We start from the raw sequence: 14,740 nt of genomic DNA on the forward strand, positions 1-14,740 counted from the left end.
GTGCACCACAATGGCGCCCGTCATGCCTGTGCTCCTCGCCGACGCCGTCGCCGCCCTCGAGGCCGCCTACCCGCCCGAGCTCGCCCAGGACTGGGACGCCGTGGGCCTGGTCTGCGGCGACCCCGCCGAGCCGGTCACCCGGGTGCACCTCGCGGTCGACCCGACCGCCGCGGTCGTCGAGGACGCGATCGCCGCCGGGGCGGAGCTGCTGGTGACCCACCATCCGCTGCTGCTGCGCGGCGTGCACGGGGTCCCGGCCGACCAGCCCAAGGGCTCGCTGGTCCACCGGCTGATCCGCGCCGGCGTGGGGCTGTTCGCGGCCCACACCAACGCCGACGCCGCGTCGCCGGGCGTCTCCGACGCGCTCGCCGACGCCCTCGGGGTGGTCGTCGAGGGGCCGCTCGACGCGACGTCGATGATCGGTCGGATCGGCCGGCTGCCCGCCCCGGAGCCGTTCGAGGCCTTCGTCGCCCGGGTCGGGGCGGCCCTCCCGACGACCGCGTGGGGCGTCCGCGGCGCCGGCGACCCGGCCCGGACGATCACGCGGGTCGCCGTGTCCGGGGGCGCGGGCGACTCGATGCTGCACCTCGCGCGGGCCGCCGGGGTCGACGCCTACGTCACCGCCGACCTGCGCCACCACCCCGCCGACGAGCACCTGCGCGTCCCGGGAGCCCCGGCGCTCGTCGACGTCGCGCACTGGGCCTCCGAGCACCCGTGGTGCGACCAGGCGGCCGAGGTGCTGCGCCGCGCGCTGCCCGAGCTCACGGTGACGGTCTCGACACGGCGCACCGACCCCTGGACCCTCGGCGGACGCCCCGCCGCCGCCCCCGTCGTCGTCAAGGAGGGCCCGTGAAGGCCGACCCCAGCGCCCAACGCCGCCTGCTCGACCTGGCGGCCGTCGACGCCGAGCTCTCCCGCGCCGAGCACCGACGCCGGACGATGCCCGAGCAGACGGCCGTCGAGGAGGCCGAGGTCACGCTCCGGAAGGCCCAGGACGCCGTCGTCGTCGCGCAGACCGCGCTGTCCGACCTGGACCGCGACGTGGCGAAGCTCGACCGCGAGGTGGAGCAGGTCCGCACCCGCGAGACGCGCGACCAGCAGATGCTGGCGAACGGCTCGGTCTCGGCGAAGCAGGCGACCGACCTCCAGCACGAGCTGCAGTCCCTGGAGCGCCGCCGCGCGGTCCTCGAGGAGGAGCAGCTCGAGGTCATGGAGCGCCAGGAGGCCGCGGGCATGGACCTCAAGCACGAGACCGAGGCGCACGCCGTGGCGCAGACCGCCCTGGCCGACGCCGTCGAGCGCCGCGACGGGGTGCTCGGGGACATCGGCACGACGGAGGCCCGCCGCGGGGAGGAACGGACGAACCTCCTGAAGGACCTGCCCGGGGACCTCGTCGCGCTCTACGACAAGCTCCGGGCCCGCGGCGGCGCCGGCGCGGGCGAGCTCGTCGGGAACCGCTGCGGGGCCTGTCGGCTGGAGATGGACCGCAGCGAGCTGCGGGAGATCCAGGGTGCGGCGCCGGACGACGTCGTGCGCTGCGAGAACTGCGGGGCGATCGTCGTGCGGACCGGGAAGTGACCGGTAACGCGGCCGGGGCCTGGACGGGGCGTGGGACCGCGGTCCCGACCCGCATCGTCCTGCTCCGCCACGGCCAGTCGCCGCTGTCGGTGGAGCGGCGCTACTCCGGGCGCGGCAACCCCGAGCTGACCGACCTCGGCCGGGCCCAGGCCGCCGCCGCGGCGACGGCGGTCGCGGCGCGCTACCCGGAGGCCGCTGCGGTGCTCAGCTCGCCGCTGGCCCGGGCCCTCACGACGGCGGGTGCGGTCGGCGAGGCCCTCGGCCTGCCGGTGGAGGTCGACGACGGGTTCGTCGAGACCGACTTCGGCACCTGGGAGGGGCTGACGTTCCGCGAGGCGGCCGAGCAGGACCCGGACGTGCACGGCGCCTGGCTGGCCGACCCGTCGCTGGCACCGCCGGAGGGGGAGTCCTTCGCCGACGTGGAGACGCGCGTGGCGGCGGCGCTGCAGGGGGTGCTGGGCCGGTACGCGGGGTCGACGGTGGTGCTGGTCAGCCACGTCACGCCGATCAAGACGGTGCTCAAGCTGGCCCTCGACGCCGGGCCGTCGCTGCTCTTCCGGCTGCACCTGGACCTGGCCTGCCTGTCGGTCGTCGACTTCTGGTCCGACGGCGGGGCGAGCGTGCGGCTGGTCAACGAGACGTCGTACCTGCCGTGACCGGGCCGGCGGTGCCGGAGGGGGTCGACGTCGAGCGCGCCAACGTCGCCCGGATGTACGACTACTGGCTCGGCGGCGCGCACAACTTCGCCGTCGACCGCGAGCACGCCGACCGGATCGAGGCCTCGAACCGGACGGCGCGGCACGCGGCCCGCTCGAACCGGGCGTTCCTGCGCCACGCCGTGCAGTGGTGCGTGGCGCGGGGCATCGACCAGTTCCTGGACCTCGGGTCGGGGGTGCCGACGGTCGGGAACGTGCACGAGATCGCCCGGGACGCGCGGGTCGCGTACGTCGACCACGAGTCGGTGGCGGTGGCGCACTCCCGGTCGATCCTCGCCGACCTCGACCGGGCGTCGATCACGCAGGCCGACCTGGCCGACGCCGATGCCGTCCTGGGCGCGCCCGGGGTCGCGGACCTGCTCGACCTCGCGCGGCCGGTCGCGGTGCTCGCGGTCGCGGTGCTGCACTACGTGCCGGGCGACCTCACGGCGCTGCTCGCGCCCTACCGGGACCGGCTCGTCCCCGGCGGCGCGCTGGTGATCAGCCACGTCAGCGACGAGCAGGACGACCCCGACCTCGCCGCCCGCGTCCGCGCCGCCGCCGAGGTGTTCCGGGGCAGCGCGAACCCGGTGACCCTGCGTTCCAGGGCCGAACTGGCCGCCCCGTTCGAGGGGCTGACGATCGCCGAGCCGGGAATGGTCGACGTCGTGGACTGGCCGGTGGCGCGGCCCGGCGTCGAGAAGGTCGGGATGTACGCGGTGTGCGCGGCGCAGGGCTAGAGACCCAGGACGTTCGCCCCGGCCCAGAGGGCACAGACGCCGAGGACGAGCCCGGCCGGCGTCGTCACCAGGCCCGCGACGGTGAACCGCGCGAGCGACGGCTCGACGCCCTCGGCGAGCATCACGCGGCGCCACAGCAGGGTCGCGAGCGAGCCGACGTAGGTCAGGTTCGGCCCCACGCCGACGCCGATCAGCATCGCCAGCACGACGACGGGCGCGGGCGTCGGTCCCAGGGCGGCGAGCAGCAGCAGCGTGGCCGGCAGGTTGTTGACCACGTTGGCGAGCACCGCGGCGATCCCGGCCACGGCGAGCAGCCCGACGAGCCCGCTGCCCAGCCCGCCGACGAGGCCGCCGAGCAGGCCCGACAGGCCCTGCCGCCCGACCGCCGCCACCACGATCCCGAGCGCCAGCACGAACAGGCAGAAGAGCGGAGAGGCGGCGCCGACGAGCGTCGGAGCGGTCGTCCGCCGGGTCCACAGCGAGCGCGCGCCGAGCACGATCACCCCGCCGACCGCCACCCACACCGGCTCCACCCCGAGGGGTGAGGCCACACCGAAGCCGACCAGCGTCAGGGCGAGCACGACGAGGGCGACGGTCGGGACCTGCTCCCGCGCCCCGACGTCGTCGTCGGGAACGGGGTCCTCGGTCCGCAGCTCGCGGCGGAAGACCCGGCGCAGCCCCACGTACTCGACGAGCAGGACGGCGAGCCAGGGCAGCGCCATGAGCGCGGCGAAGCGCAGGAACGACAGGTCGGTCGCGCCGACCGCGAGCAGGTTGGTCAGGTTCGAGACCGGGAGCAGCAGCGACGCGGAGTTCGCCAGGTGGGCACACGCGTACGCGGCCGGGGCCGCCGCGACCCGCAGGCGCTTCGCCGCCCGCACGACGACGGGGGTGAGCAGCACGACGGTCGCGTCGAGGCTGAGCACCGCGGTGGTGACGGCCGCGATGACGAAGACCCGCCCGAACAGCCCCTCGCGGCGCAGCAGGGACCCGGCCCAGGTGAACACACCCTCGGCGTCGGCGAGGTGGGAGAGGACGAGGACGGCGGCGAGGAAGCCGACGGTGGGGCCGAGTCGGACGACCTCCTCCCACGCCGCGGCGGGGGGGAGCAGACCGATCCCGACGACGAGCGCGGCCGCCGGGATCGCGGCGGTCGCCTCCGGCAGCCCGCGCGGCCGGGCGACCGCGACGACGAGGACCGCGACCAGCAGGACGACCGCGAGCGCGGTCATCCCTTCACGAACAGGTAGATCGCGACCGCGACGCCCAGCACCACGACCGACCAGCGCAGCACCGCGTCCGGCATCCGTTTCGCGACGAGGATGCCGAGGTAGCCGCCGACCAGCGTGCTCGGCGCGAGCAGCAGGACCGCGAACCAGTTCACGGGCGCGAACAGCGCGAAGATGACGACGGTGGCCGATGCCGTGACCAGCGACAGCAGCACCTTGAGGGCGTTCAGGCGCTGCAGGGAGTCGTTCACCAGCAGCGAGAGCACCGCGATGAGGATGACCCCGAGCGCCCCGCCGAAGTAGCCGCCGTAGACGCAGGCGACGAAGACGACCGGGAGCAGCACGGGGTAGCGCTCGTCGGGGACCTCCTCGTGCGCGGTGCCGGCGCGTTCCCGACGACGCCGGGCGGCGGCCGCGCTGGCCCGCTTGAGCTGCGGCTGGAAGCCCAGGGTGAGGCTCGCGAGCAGCACCAGCACCGGCACGATCGCGTCGAACACCGACGCGGGGAGCACCAGGAGCAGGGTGCAGCCGACGGCGGACCCGGCGACGGCGACGAGCGAGGTGAGGGTCGCGCGCCGTCGTTGCCCGACGAGGTCGTCGCGCGCGCTGATCGTCGACCCCGCGTACCCGGGCCACTGCGCGACCGAGTTCGTGACGTTGGCCTGCAGCGGCGGCAACCCGACCGCCAGCAGGATCGGGAACACGATCAACGACCCGCCGCCGGCGATGGCGTTGACCGCGCCGGCGACGAGCCCGAGCACGACGAGCAGGACGATCTGCAGCACGGACGGGTCGGTCATGTCGATCGGGCTCCGCCGCGCTCCGTCTCCTGCACGGGCGGGGACGGTAGCGGGCGGTCGTCGTCGTGGCGCAGTGAGCTATTGCGCACGTCCGGTTCGGGCGGTTCTGCGACCCTCCGGGTCAGGGCAGGCGGCCGGGCGTCGGTAGACTCGGGTGTGGCGGACGAGCCGGCCGGGCGGCCGCGTCGGGGTCCACGAGATCCCGTCGAGGAAAGTCCGGACTCCACAGGGCAGGGTGGTTGCCAACAGCAACCCGGGGTGACCCGCGGGACAGTGCCACAGAGAACAGACCGCCACCGAGCGATCGGTGGTGAGGGTGAAACGGTGGTGTAAGAGACCACCAGCGTCCTGGGTGACCAGGACGGCTCGGTAAACCCCACCCGGAGCAAGGTCAAGAAGACGGACTCCGGTCCGTCGCGCAGGTCGTCCGAGGGCTGCCCGCCCGAGACCTGCGGGTAGACCGCTGGAGCCCGTCGGCGACGACGGGCCGAGATGGATGGTCGCCGCCCACGGAACCGCGAGGCGCCGTGGGCACAGGATCCGGCTTACAGGCCGACTCGTCCGCCGCCCCACGCCGGTGCCGACACCCCGGCGGTGTGATCACCAGTCCCCCAGCGGGGTGCGGGAAGGCTCGCGAGCCCTCTGAGGGACCGTTGATCACGCATGTGGCCGCGTCGACGTGTCGAGAATGCGCGCGTGGCTCCGTCCCGGGGTCGTCACGACGACCTCAGGAGGACGGAACCATGACCCACGTCCGACGCTTCGACCACGTCGGCCTCACCGTCAGCGACCTCGAGGTGGCCACCGCGTTCTTCGTGTCCCTCGGCCTCGAAGTGGAGGGCACCGGGTCGGTGCAGGGCGAGTTCGTGGAGACCGTATGCGCGGTCCCCGGTGCGCACTGCGAGATCGCCATGCTGCGGCCGCCCGACGGCGGGTGCCGACTGGAGCTCTCGAGCTTCGTCACGCCCGGGCACCAGCCAGGATCACCGACCGCGCTCGCCACCGAGCTCGGCCTGCGCAACGTCTCCTTCGAGGTCGACGACCTCGACGCGGTCCTCGCCGAGCTGGCCGCCGACGGGTACGGGCTCGTCGGCGGGGTCGGCGACTACGAGGGCAGCGTCCGGATGGCCTACGTGCGAGGCCCCGACGGCATCGTCGTCTCGCTGTTCGAGCAGACGGGCGCTTCCGGGTCCTGAAAGACGACGCTATGGTCCTGAAATGCGACCGCTGCGCTACTCGATCAACGTCTCGCTCGACGGCTGTGTGGGGCACGACGCGTTCCGGCCGAGTGCCGCGACCCACGAGCACGCCGCAGCGACGATCGCCCGGGCCGACGCGCTGCTGTTCGGCCGCGTGACCTACCAGCTCATGGAGTTCTGGCGGGATCCGTCGGTCGCGGCGGAGCCCTTCGCCCAGGTGATCGGGGCGGCGCGCAAGTACGTCGTGTCGAGCACGCTCGGCGACGTCGACTGGAACGCGGAGCTGGTCCGGCCCGAGGAACTGGAGGCCACCGTCCGCCGGCTGAAGGAGGAGCCCGGCGAGGGGCTCTACACCGGCGGCGTGCAGCTCCCGCTGGCGCTGGCCGACCTCGGACTGATCGACGAGTACGAGTTCGTGGTGCACCCCACGCTCGCCGGGCGCGGGCCGACGCTGTTCGCCGGTCTGCGGGAACAGCTCGACCTCGAGCTCGTCGGTCGGCAGGAACTCGACGGGGGAGTGGTGGCGTCCACGTACGCGCCCCGGCGCTGAGCCGTCACACATCGACGGCGAGCGGTGTCAGCACCACGAGAACACCGGCACCCGAGGAGGACACCATGACGAACCAGGGCATCCGCACCGTCCTGCACCCCGTGAGCGACCTGGAGAAGGCCAAGCCGCTCTACACGGCCCTGCTGGGCGCCGAGCCCACCGCCGACTCGCCGTACTACGTCGGCTACGACGTGGCGGGCCAGCACATCGGGCTCGTGCCGAACAGCGGGATGACCGGCCCGGTCGCCTACTGGCACGTCGACGACATCGAGGCGACGCTCGCCGCGCTCACGGCGGCGGGCGCGGAGATCACCCAACCCGCGAAGAACGTCGGGGGCAGTCGGCTGACCGCCACCGTCACGGACGCGGACGGCAACGTCCTGGGGCTGCTGCAGGACTAACGGCCGAACGGCAACTCCTCCAGCCGCGTCTGCACGGTGCGGCCCGACTCCCAGGCGTTCGCCCCGGGCTCGACCTCGGGGGTGGGGATGGCGGCCCGCTTCTGCTGCCGCTGCGACGCCGACACCCCGAGGCGGCGGTCCCGCTCCCGGACCGCCGCCTCGTCGGCCTGGCCCTCCGCGGTGAACGCCATCATCAGCTGGGGGATGCCGTACGGGAAGTCGTCGCGGTCGTACTGCCAGGTGTGGAAGGTCTTGCCGTAGGTCGTCACCAGGTCGGAGAAGTACGTCCGCTCCGCGATCTCGGGGATGCCCGGCGCGACGAGGACCCCGGACTTCACCTCGTGGTGGTGGCTGTGCCACAGGCGCTTCTCGTCCTCGGGCAGGGCCCGGAACCGCTCCGCGCTGACGATGTACTCGATCCCGATCAGGCGGGCGTCGGCGGCGTTGCGGTCGAAGATCACGCACTGGTGCAGGTCGTGCTGCAGGTGGATGCAGAAGTGCGAGGCCTCGACCTGGCGGCCCATGTCGTCGGCGTAGAAGTGGAAGCCGTTGAGATAGGTGCTCATCGCGTCGACGGGGAACTTCTGCTGCAGTACCCCCGAGGCCGCGTCGAGCACCCGGTGCTTCCACGGGTGCCCCGACCCGACCGCGGCGCTCCCCGCCACCTTGCGGCCCAACGCCACGCCCGCCGCAGCGGCCGCTCCGAGCCCGAACCATCCCGCGCGCGACATCGCCGCTGGTGCCCGGGGTCGTCGGGAACCGAAACGCCGCGCGCGGACGCCGGAACCGGCCCGGGCACCCGGACCAGGCGGCTCGGGCACCCGTCGTCCTACCGATCGGTACCGCTGCGCCGGGGGCGAGGAGGTGGTCCCGTCGGGGCCATGGGAGTCGACGACACGGCGAAGAACCGCGCCCAGCAGGTCAAGGGCAAGGCCAAGGAGCAGGCCGGCAAGGCCACCGGGGACAAGAAGCTCGAGCGCAGCGGCCAGGCCGACATGGTGAAGGGCGAGGTCAAGGAGCGGATCAACAAGGCCACCTAGGGCCGCGGGTCACCTCTCGATCAGCCGCATCTGCGCCTCGGAGTGGTGGCCCCCGACGGCGGGGGTGGCCGCGTCGAGGCGGGAGAGTTGCTCGGGCGTCAGCGTCACCGCGTCCGCGGCGACGTTCTCCTCGAGCCGGGACACCCGCTTCGTCCCGGGGATCGGGGCGATGTCGGAACCCTTCGACAGCACCCATGCGAGCGCGACCTGGGCCGGGGTGCACCCGGCGTCGTCGGCCACCGCCCGGACCTCGTCGGCCGCGGCCAGGTTGGCGCGGAAGTTCTCCTCGGCGAAGCGGGGGTTGGTCCGGCGCATGTCGTCGTCGTCGAAGTCGTCGACGGACCGGATCGTGCCGGTGAGGAACCCGCGGCCCAGCGGCGAGTAGGGCACCAGCCCGATCCCCAGTTCGCGCAGCACCGGCAGCACCTCGTCCTGCTCGCGGGTCCACAGCGAGTACTCGGACTGCAGCGCCGTGATCGGGTGCGTGGCGTGCGCGCGGCGGATCGTGTCGATCCACGCCTCGGACAGGCCCAGGTAGCGGACCTTCCCGGCCCGGACGAGCTCCGCCGCCGCCCCGATCGTCTCCTCGATCGGCGTCCGCGGGTCCACCCGGTGCTGGTAGAGCAGGTCGATGTGGTCGACCCCGAGGCGACGCAGCGAGCCCTCGACGGCCTGGCGCACGCTCTCGGGCGAGGAGTCCGCCCCCTCGCGGCCGGTGTGCGAGATCAGCCCGTACTTGGTGGCCAGGACGGCCTGGTCTCGACGTCCGGCCAGCGCGCGCCCGACCAGTTCCTCGTTCTCGTAGGGCCCGTAGACCTCGGCGGTGTCGATCAGCGTCACACCGAGTTCGAGAGCGCGGTGGATCGTGCGGATCGACTCGTCGTCGTCCTGTCCGGCCCCGGAGTACCCGTGCGACATGCCCATGGCGCCCAGGCCGATGCGACCCACCTCGAGGTCGCCCAGCTTCGCGATCTGCATGACGTCGGATTGCCCCGCACCGCCGCCCGTCAATACCTCCGGATCGGGCTTGACGGAATCTCCAGGTCGACCTATAACTATCGGTATCAGTCAGCAGGAGATGGCAGTGCGGCTCAGAAAGGGGATGACCGATCGTGCTGCTGAACTACGACCCCGTGGATGCCTTCCGCTCCCTCGACCGCCTCACCGGATGGCGCGGCCAGCCCGGCACCGGCATGCCGATGGACCTCTACCGCGCCGGGGACCACGTCGTCGCCACCTTCGACGTCCCGGGTGTCGATCCGGGCTCGATCGACATCAGCGTCGAGGGACAGACCCTGACGGTGCGCGCCGAGCGCACGGCGCCCGCCGACGCCGCCGAGTGGCTCGTGGCGGAACGCCCGCGCGGGCGCTACAGCCGCCAGTTGACCCTCGGCCGCGACCTCGACGTCGACCGGCTGCACGCCTCCTACGTGGACGGGGTCCTCTCGTTGACCATCCCGGTCGCCGAGCGCGCGAAGCCGCGCCGGATCGCCGTCGAGCACGCCGGCGCCCCGCGCTCCATCGACGCCGACCGGCACGCAGAGTCCGAAGCGGCGGCCTCCTCCTGATCCCCCGAATCCGATCCACGACCCGGGAGGTGGTGCCCTCGTCCCGTGAATCGATGATCATCACCGAACCACCATGACCATGTCCGGGACCGGGCGGGGCGGGTGCACGACGACCCGCCCCGTCCGGCGTGTGCACGTCCGGGCGGGCGAGCCGACCGCGAGGCAGGATCACCGCGTGGCGCTCGACCGGCTCGACGACCCCGACCACCCCACCTTCGGCATGGGGCAGGCCGCGGAGCTCCTCGGCGTCCCGGCGGCGTTCCTGCGCAGCCTCGACGCGTCGGGCCTGATCAGTCCCGCCCGGTCCGAGGGTGGGCACCGCCGGTACTCCCGCAACCAGCTCGACCGCATCGCGGCCCTGCGCGCCCTCGCCGACGACGGGCACACGCTCGCCAGTGCCGCCGAGATCCTCGCCCTGCGGGCCTCGCTGGACGCCGCCCGCGACGAGCGGGACGAGGCCCGGGACGAGCGTGACGAGGCACGGCGCGAGCGGGACGTCGCCCGCGAGGAGCGCGACGAGGCCCGCCGCGACCGTTCCTGACGGCGACGCACCCGCGGCCGGCCCCTGAACGACCTCGACCCGACGTCGAGGGTTGATCGGCGCGTCGCGCGGCGACACGGACGGACGCCCCTATCGTGTGGCGCCTGGTACCCGTGTGACGGATGGGGCGAACGTGGCGTTGCTGACTCGACGACAGCGGGTCATCCTCCGGCAGATCGTGCGGCCGCCGTACGTCTACCGGTGGGCCGGCCTGCTCACGATCGTGGGCCTGTTCGCGGGCGTGGTGGCGGTCGTCCTCGTCGACCGGCCGCCGTCGGCCACCCTCGCGGCCGGGCCCGTCGTCGAGCTGCCGGTCGCCACCGCGCCCGCCGTCGTCCCGCTCCCGCCGGAGCGTCCGTCGATCACCCCCACCCTGCTCACGACGACGGGTGGGGCCGGGAAGGCGGTCGCCCTCACCTTCGACGACGGGCCCGACCCGGCGTCGACCCCGCGCATCCTCGACCTGCTCGCGCAGCACGGAGCGCGGGCGACGTTCTGCATGGTCGGGCAGCAGGCGCAGGCGCACCCGGACCTGGTGCGCCGCGTCGTCGCCGAGGGACACCGGCTGTGCAACCACACGATCACGCACGACGCCGGGATCGGGGCCCGCGCGCCCGAGCTCATGAGCCGCCAGCTCCAGGCCAGCCGCGACCTGCTCATCAGGGTCTCCGGCGGCGCCGAGGTCGACTACTTCCGCGCGCCGCAGGGCAGGTGGTCGCCGACGCTGGTGCGGATGTCCGCCACCGACGGGATGCGCGCCCTCGGCTGGGACGTCGACCCGCTGGACTGGACGACGCCCGGGACGGCCGCGATCGTCTCCCGGGTCCAGCAGCGGGTGCAGCCGGGCTCGGTGGTGCTCCTGCACGACGGCGGCGGGCCGCGCGCCCAGACCGTCGCCGCCGTGGAGGCGCTCCTGCCCTGGCTGGCCGACCGCGGGTACTCGTTCGTCCTGCCGCGGTGAGGGAGGTAAGGGTTCCCTCACCCGGTGCCCCCACCTAGGGTCGGTGACCGGCAGGGCCCGATCACCCGGAGGCGTCGGATGTCCGAGACCGTCCCGTTCCACCAGACCGTCCGTCGGTCGACCCTGGCGGTGCACGAGCGTGCGAACCACTCGCCGTTCATGGGGGCGCTCTTCGACGGGCGGCTGCAGGTCGCCGACTACGCCCGGCTGGTCGAGCAGTACTGGTTCGTCTACCAGGCGCTGGAGGCGGCGGGGGACCGGTTCGCGGACGACCCGGTGGCCGGGCCGTTCGTCACCGAGGAGCTGCGCCGGGTGCCGCGGCTGGCCGAGGACATCCGCTTCTACGGTCTCGACGAGCTCACCGCCCTGCCCGCCACCGAGCGGTACGTGGACGCGATCGAGGCCACCGACGGGTGGCCCGGTGGGTTCGTGGCGCACCACTACACCCGCTACCTGGGCGACATCGCCGGCGGCCAGGCCATCCGCGGCCTGCTCCCGCGGGTCTACGGCGTGACCGGCGGCGGCACCGCCTTCTACGACTTCTCGGGGCTCGGCTCCACCCCGCGCTTCCGCGACCGCTACCGGGCCCTGCTCGACGACGCCCCCTGGGACGAGGCCGAGCGCGCGCGGGTGGTCGCGGAGGTCGAGCACGCCTTCGAGCTCAACATCGCGATGCTCACCGAGCTGTGGGCGACGACGGAGCCGACCGCCGCCTGAGCAGGGCGGCGATCTCCGCCGGCGCCGTCTCGGCCATGAAGTGTCCGGCGTCCAGCGTCCGGTGGGTGAGGTCGGCGGCCCAGGGCTTCCAGAGGTCGGCGGCGTCGAAGCCGAGCACCCTGCCCCAGTCCTGCTGCACCACCGTCACGGGCATCGGGAGCTGCTCCCCGGCCGCGCGCGAGGCCCGGTCGAGGTCGAGGTCGACGGTCGCCGACGCCCGGTAGTCCGCGACGATCGACGGCACCGCCGCGCGCGACGCGCGCAGGTACTCGGCCCGGACGTCGTCGGGAAAGCTCCCGCCCCAGGCGTCGAGGAAGAACCCGAAGAAGGCGTCCGGCGCGCCGGCGATCATCGCCTCCGGCAGCCCGGGCGGCTGCGCCATGAGGTAGAGGTGGAATGCGACGGCGGCGTCCACGCCGTGCAGGACGTCCCACATCTCGGGGACCGGGAGGACGTCCAGAATGGTCAGGTGGCTGATCGCGTCCGGGTGGTCGAGGCCCGCGCGGATCGCGACGAGGGCCCCGCGGTCGTGTCCGGCGAGCGCGAACCGTTCCACCCCGAGGTGCCGCGCCACGGCGACGACGTCCGCGGCCATGGTGCGCTTGGCGTACGTGTCTCCCGTGTCGGCGGGCTTGTCGGACGCCCCGTAGCCGCGCAGGTCGGGGGCGATCACGCGGTGGTCGACGGCCAGGTCGGCGACGACGTGGCGCCACATCAGGTGGGTCTGCGGGAAGCCGTGCAGGAGCACGACGGCGGGTGCGTCGGCCGGGCCGTCGACGGACACGTGCAGCTCGACGCCGTCGACGCCGGGAACGCGGTGCTGGGTGGTCATGCCGGCGAGCCTGGGGCCGGTCGATGAGCATCCGATCAGTACGCGTGCTCGGGCCGGTCGACGCGGTGGGTCCCGACGGGGCCGTGGTCGCGCTCGGCGGGCCGCGCCACCGCGCGGTCCTCGCCCGGCTCGCCGTCGCCCGCGGGCGCACCGTGCCGCTGGAGACGCTGATCGACGCCCTGTGGCCCGACGGCGGGCTGCCGGGCCGTCCGGCGGGCTCGATCCGCACCTTCGTCGCCGCGCTGCGGACCGCGCTGGAACCCGACCGTCCGCCGCGCACGCCGCCCACCTCGATCGTCACGCGCGGACCGGGCTACGCGCTGGAGACGTCGGTGGACGCGGTGCGCTTCGAGGAGCTGCTCGACGACGACCCCGCGGCGGCGCTCGCGCTGTGGCGCGGTCCCGCCTACGCCGACCTCGGCGGGGCGCCGTGGGCCGAGGGGGAACGGGCCCGCCTCACCGCGCTGCGCCTCGACGCCGTGGAGCGGCTCGCGCGGCGCCGGCTCGACGCCGGGCGGCCGGCGGAGGCGGTCGCCGACCTCGACGCGCACACCACCGAGCACCCCTGGCGCGAGGAGGGCTGGCGGCTCCTGGCCCTCGCGCTCTACCGCGCCCGTCGCGAGGGCGACGCCCAGGCGGTGCTGCGGCGGGCCCGGGACCGGCTCGCCGACGAACTCGGCCTCGACCCGGGCGAGGCGCTGGCGCGGCTGGAGACCGACGTCCTGCAGCGCTCGCCCCACCTGGACCTGCCCTCGTCCGACCTCTGGACGGCCGTCTCCGGGCTGGGGCCGCGGGTGGCGCTGGAGTCGACGACGCCGCTGCTGCGCACCCTGGCCGTGCACGGCGGCGGGCCGGTCACCGCCCTGCGCCGGCACGCGGCGGCGGTGGCGGAGGCGCGTCGGCTCGACGATCCGGGCCTGACCGCGCGCCTGCTCGGCGGCTACGACGTGCCGAGCGTCTGGGCGCGGTCGGACGACCCGGCGTCGTCGGAGGTGCTCGTCAGCGCCGCCGAGTGGTGTCTCGCGGGCTCGCCGGGACCGGCCAGCCGCGCCCGCCTGCTCGCGACCGTCGCCCTCGAGACCCGCGGGCTGCCGGGGTCGCGGGGCCCCGCGGCCGCCCACGAGGCGGAGGCCGTCGCCCGGGAGCTCGGCGACTCTACCGTGCTGCGCCACGCGCTCGCGGGTCGGGTGGTCCAGGCGTTCCACCGCCCGGGCAGCGCGCCGGACCGGGTCGCCCTCGGCCGCGAGATCCTCGACCTCGCAGTCACGGGCGAGGACCCGACGGCGGAGATCCTCGGGCACCTCGTGCTGCTCCAGGCCCGGTCCGGCCTCGGGGAGGCGGCCGCGGCGCAGGAGCACGCGGAGGCGCTCGGCCGGCTCGGCGAGCGGCACGGGAGTCCGGGCGTCGCGGTGCTGCTGGACGGGTTCGCCGCGATGCGGGCCGGCAGCGAGGAGCGCCACCGCGCGGCCGCTGCTCGGATCGTGGAGGCTGGCATGCCCGGCGTCGGGCACGGACTCGTCGCGCTGGCCCTCGCGGGGCTGCGGCTGCGGCGGGGCGAGCCGCCGGGAGAGCTTCCCGACGCCGGGCCGTACGCGCCGTGGCTGCGCGCGTGGCACGCGTCCGCGTGCCGGCAGTGCGTCACTGCCGGCACCGGACGCCAGGAGACCCCACATCGTCGGATTGACCTCCCCGACCCGCCGCCGGGGCACGTCGCCGACGCGCTGTGGGTGCTCGCCGGGCACGCGGGTCGCGCGGCAGGGAACCGCGAGCTGGTGGGCCGGGCGGTCGAGGCGCTCCGGCCCGCGGCCGGGGAGGTGGCCGGCGCGAACTCCGGGCTGCTGACCTTCGGCCCGGTGGCGGACCACCTGGCGGCCCTGGCGCCGTGACGA

18 protein-coding genes and 1 other RNA gene are annotated in these 14,740 nt (G+C 74.5%); 14 read left to right on the top strand and 5 right to left on the bottom strand.

Translation table 11 applies throughout. The features are described 5' to 3' along the window. Positions 1–22: 22 nt before the first annotated feature. Genes ACQPYX_RS15445 through ACQPYX_RS15460 form a run of 4 tightly spaced genes read left to right on the top strand, consistent with a single transcriptional unit; the run spans position 23 to position 3,013 of the window. On the top strand, positions 23–853 hold the full coding sequence (locus ACQPYX_RS15445) for a Nif3-like dinuclear metal center hexameric protein (RefSeq protein WP_433798231.1): 831 nt from the start codon (positions 23–25) through the stop codon (positions 851–853). Beyond that, positions 850–1,578, top strand: a complete 729-nt coding sequence (locus tag ACQPYX_RS15450; RefSeq protein ID WP_433798232.1) for a zinc ribbon domain-containing protein — start codon at positions 850–852, stop codon at positions 1,576–1,578. Before ACQPYX_RS15445 ends, ACQPYX_RS15450 begins: the two co-directional genes overlap by 4 nt. Further along, entirely contained in the window at positions 1,575–2,234 is a 660-nt protein-coding gene (locus ACQPYX_RS15455; protein ID WP_433798233.1) for a histidine phosphatase family protein, read from the top strand. The genes ACQPYX_RS15450 and ACQPYX_RS15455 overlap by 4 nt, the downstream gene beginning before the upstream one ends. Further along, positions 2,231–3,013: an SAM-dependent methyltransferase gene (locus ACQPYX_RS15460; RefSeq protein WP_433798234.1), complete on the top strand. Its 783-nt coding sequence runs from the start codon at positions 2,231–2,233 to the stop codon at positions 3,011–3,013. Before ACQPYX_RS15455 ends, ACQPYX_RS15460 begins: the two co-directional genes overlap by 4 nt. Here the strand turns inward: ACQPYX_RS15460 and ACQPYX_RS15465 are convergent. Next, positions 3,010–4,245, bottom strand: coding sequence for an SLC13 family permease (locus ACQPYX_RS15465; protein WP_433798235.1), 1,236 nt, complete (start codon positions 4,243–4,245; stop codon positions 3,010–3,012). The genes ACQPYX_RS15460 and ACQPYX_RS15465 overlap by 4 nt on opposite strands. Beyond that, complete coding sequence (locus ACQPYX_RS15470) at positions 4,242–5,042, bottom strand: sulfite exporter TauE/SafE family protein (RefSeq protein ID WP_433798236.1); 801 nt, start codon at positions 5,040–5,042, stop codon at positions 4,242–4,244. Before ACQPYX_RS15470 ends, ACQPYX_RS15465 begins: the two co-directional genes overlap by 4 nt. A gap of 164 nt (positions 5,043–5,206) precedes the next feature. Here ACQPYX_RS15470 and rnpB point away from each other — a divergent pair. The 4 genes from rnpB (at position 5,207) to ACQPYX_RS15490 (ending at position 7,192) form a co-directional block, all read left to right on the top strand. After that, positions 5,207–5,606, top strand: an RNA gene (gene rnpB / locus ACQPYX_RS15475) — RNase P RNA component class A. Positions 5,607–5,785: 179 nt separating this feature from the next. Continuing rightward, entirely contained in the window at positions 5,786–6,238 is a 453-nt protein-coding gene (locus ACQPYX_RS15480) for a VOC family protein (RefSeq protein WP_433798237.1), read from the top strand. Positions 6,239–6,260: 22 nt separating this feature from the next. Beyond that, entirely contained in the window at positions 6,261–6,791 is a 531-nt protein-coding gene (locus tag ACQPYX_RS15485; protein ID WP_433798238.1) for a dihydrofolate reductase family protein, read from the top strand. A 65-nt stretch (positions 6,792–6,856) separates the two neighbouring features. Beyond that, positions 6,857–7,192, top strand: coding sequence for a VOC family protein (locus ACQPYX_RS15490; protein WP_433798239.1), 336 nt, complete (start codon positions 6,857–6,859; stop codon positions 7,190–7,192). Here the strand turns inward: ACQPYX_RS15490 and ACQPYX_RS15495 are convergent. Continuing rightward, positions 7,189–7,923 (bottom strand): OBAP family protein, encoded by a 735-nt coding sequence (locus ACQPYX_RS15495; protein WP_433798240.1) that lies wholly within the window; start codon positions 7,921–7,923, stop codon positions 7,189–7,191. The two genes, ACQPYX_RS15490 and ACQPYX_RS15495, sit on opposite strands and share 4 nt — an antisense overlap. A gap of 150 nt (positions 7,924–8,073) precedes the next feature. Here ACQPYX_RS15495 and ACQPYX_RS15500 point away from each other — a divergent pair, with 150 nt between their 5' ends. Further along, positions 8,074–8,232 carry a CsbD family protein gene (locus tag ACQPYX_RS15500; protein WP_433798241.1) on the top strand — a complete coding sequence of 53 codons (159 nt, stop codon included), beginning with the start codon at positions 8,074–8,076 and terminating at the stop codon, positions 8,230–8,232. A 9-nt stretch (positions 8,233–8,241) separates the two neighbouring features. On the opposite strand, the gene ACQPYX_RS15505 is transcribed toward ACQPYX_RS15500, so the two are convergent. Next, positions 8,242–9,210 carry an aldo/keto reductase gene (locus ACQPYX_RS15505; RefSeq protein ID WP_433798242.1) on the bottom strand — a complete coding sequence of 323 codons (969 nt, stop codon included), beginning with the start codon at positions 9,208–9,210 and terminating at the stop codon, positions 8,242–8,244. A 134-nt stretch (positions 9,211–9,344) separates the two neighbouring features. Between ACQPYX_RS15505 and ACQPYX_RS15510 the strand changes: the two genes are divergently transcribed. From ACQPYX_RS15510 to ACQPYX_RS15525, 4 genes are all read left to right on the top strand, one after another. Further along, on the top strand, positions 9,345–9,800 hold the full coding sequence (locus tag ACQPYX_RS15510; RefSeq protein ID WP_433798243.1) for an Hsp20/alpha crystallin family protein: 456 nt from the start codon (positions 9,345–9,347) through the stop codon (positions 9,798–9,800). A 175-nt stretch (positions 9,801–9,975) separates the two neighbouring features. Beyond that, positions 9,976–10,341, top strand: a complete 366-nt coding sequence (locus ACQPYX_RS15515) for a MerR family transcriptional regulator (RefSeq protein WP_433798244.1) — start codon at positions 9,976–9,978, stop codon at positions 10,339–10,341. A gap of 133 nt (positions 10,342–10,474) precedes the next feature. Then, positions 10,475–11,302 (top strand): polysaccharide deacetylase family protein, encoded by an 828-nt coding sequence (locus tag ACQPYX_RS15520; protein WP_433798245.1) that lies wholly within the window; start codon positions 10,475–10,477, stop codon positions 11,300–11,302. Positions 11,303–11,380: 78 nt separating this feature from the next. After that, entirely contained in the window at positions 11,381–12,019 is a 639-nt protein-coding gene (locus tag ACQPYX_RS15525) for a heme oxygenase (biliverdin-producing) (protein ID WP_433798246.1), read from the top strand. Here ACQPYX_RS15525 and ACQPYX_RS15530 read toward each other — a convergent pair. Further along, positions 11,979–12,851, bottom strand: coding sequence for an alpha/beta fold hydrolase (locus ACQPYX_RS15530; RefSeq protein ID WP_433798247.1), 873 nt, complete (start codon positions 12,849–12,851; stop codon positions 11,979–11,981). The two genes, ACQPYX_RS15525 and ACQPYX_RS15530, sit on opposite strands and share 41 nt — an antisense overlap. Positions 12,852–12,874: 23 nt before the next feature. On the opposite strand from ACQPYX_RS15530, the gene ACQPYX_RS15535 reads away from it, so the two are divergent. Then, complete coding sequence (locus tag ACQPYX_RS15535) at positions 12,875–14,737, top strand: BTAD domain-containing putative transcriptional regulator (protein ID WP_433798248.1); 1,863 nt, start codon at positions 12,875–12,877, stop codon at positions 14,735–14,737. Positions 14,738–14,740: the final 3 nt, after the last annotated feature.

This window comes from Actinomycetospora sp. CA-084318 (assembly GCF_050955885.1).
Taxonomy (GTDB): domain Bacteria; phylum Actinomycetota; class Actinomycetes; order Mycobacteriales; family Pseudonocardiaceae; genus Actinomycetospora.

What these genes read in the sequence shown, in the direction of transcription:
- ACQPYX_RS15445 (WP_433798231.1), top strand. Translation starts at nt 23, where the DNA reads ATGCCTGTGCTCCTCGCCGACGCCGTCGCCGCCCTCGAGGCCGCCTAC.
- ACQPYX_RS15465 (WP_433798235.1), bottom strand. Translation starts at nt 4,245, where the DNA reads ATGACCGCGCTCGCGGTCGTCCTGCTGGTCGCGGTCCTCGTCGTCGCG.
- ACQPYX_RS15470 (WP_433798236.1), bottom strand. Translation starts at nt 5,042, where the DNA reads ATGACCGACCCGTCCGTGCTGCAGATCGTCCTGCTCGTCGTGCTCGGG.
- ACQPYX_RS15480 (WP_433798237.1), top strand. Translation starts at nt 5,786, where the DNA reads ATGACCCACGTCCGACGCTTCGACCACGTCGGCCTCACCGTCAGCGAC.
- ACQPYX_RS15485 (WP_433798238.1), top strand. Translation starts at nt 6,261, where the DNA reads ATGCGACCGCTGCGCTACTCGATCAACGTCTCGCTCGACGGCTGTGTG.
- ACQPYX_RS15490 (WP_433798239.1), top strand. Translation starts at nt 6,857, where the DNA reads ATGACGAACCAGGGCATCCGCACCGTCCTGCACCCCGTGAGCGACCTG.
- ACQPYX_RS15495 (WP_433798240.1), bottom strand. Translation starts at nt 7,923, where the DNA reads ATGTCGCGCGCGGGATGGTTCGGGCTCGGAGCGGCCGCTGCGGCGGGC.
- ACQPYX_RS15500 (WP_433798241.1), top strand. Translation starts at nt 8,074, where the DNA reads ATGGGAGTCGACGACACGGCGAAGAACCGCGCCCAGCAGGTCAAGGGC.
- ACQPYX_RS15505 (WP_433798242.1), bottom strand. Translation starts at nt 9,210, where the DNA reads ATGCAGATCGCGAAGCTGGGCGACCTCGAGGTGGGTCGCATCGGCCTG.
- ACQPYX_RS15525 (WP_433798246.1), top strand. Translation starts at nt 11,381, where the DNA reads ATGTCCGAGACCGTCCCGTTCCACCAGACCGTCCGTCGGTCGACCCTG.
- ACQPYX_RS15530 (WP_433798247.1), bottom strand. Translation starts at nt 12,851, where the DNA reads ATGACCACCCAGCACCGCGTTCCCGGCGTCGACGGCGTCGAGCTGCAC.
- ACQPYX_RS15535 (WP_433798248.1), top strand. Translation starts at nt 12,875, where the DNA reads ATGAGCATCCGATCAGTACGCGTGCTCGGGCCGGTCGACGCGGTGGGT.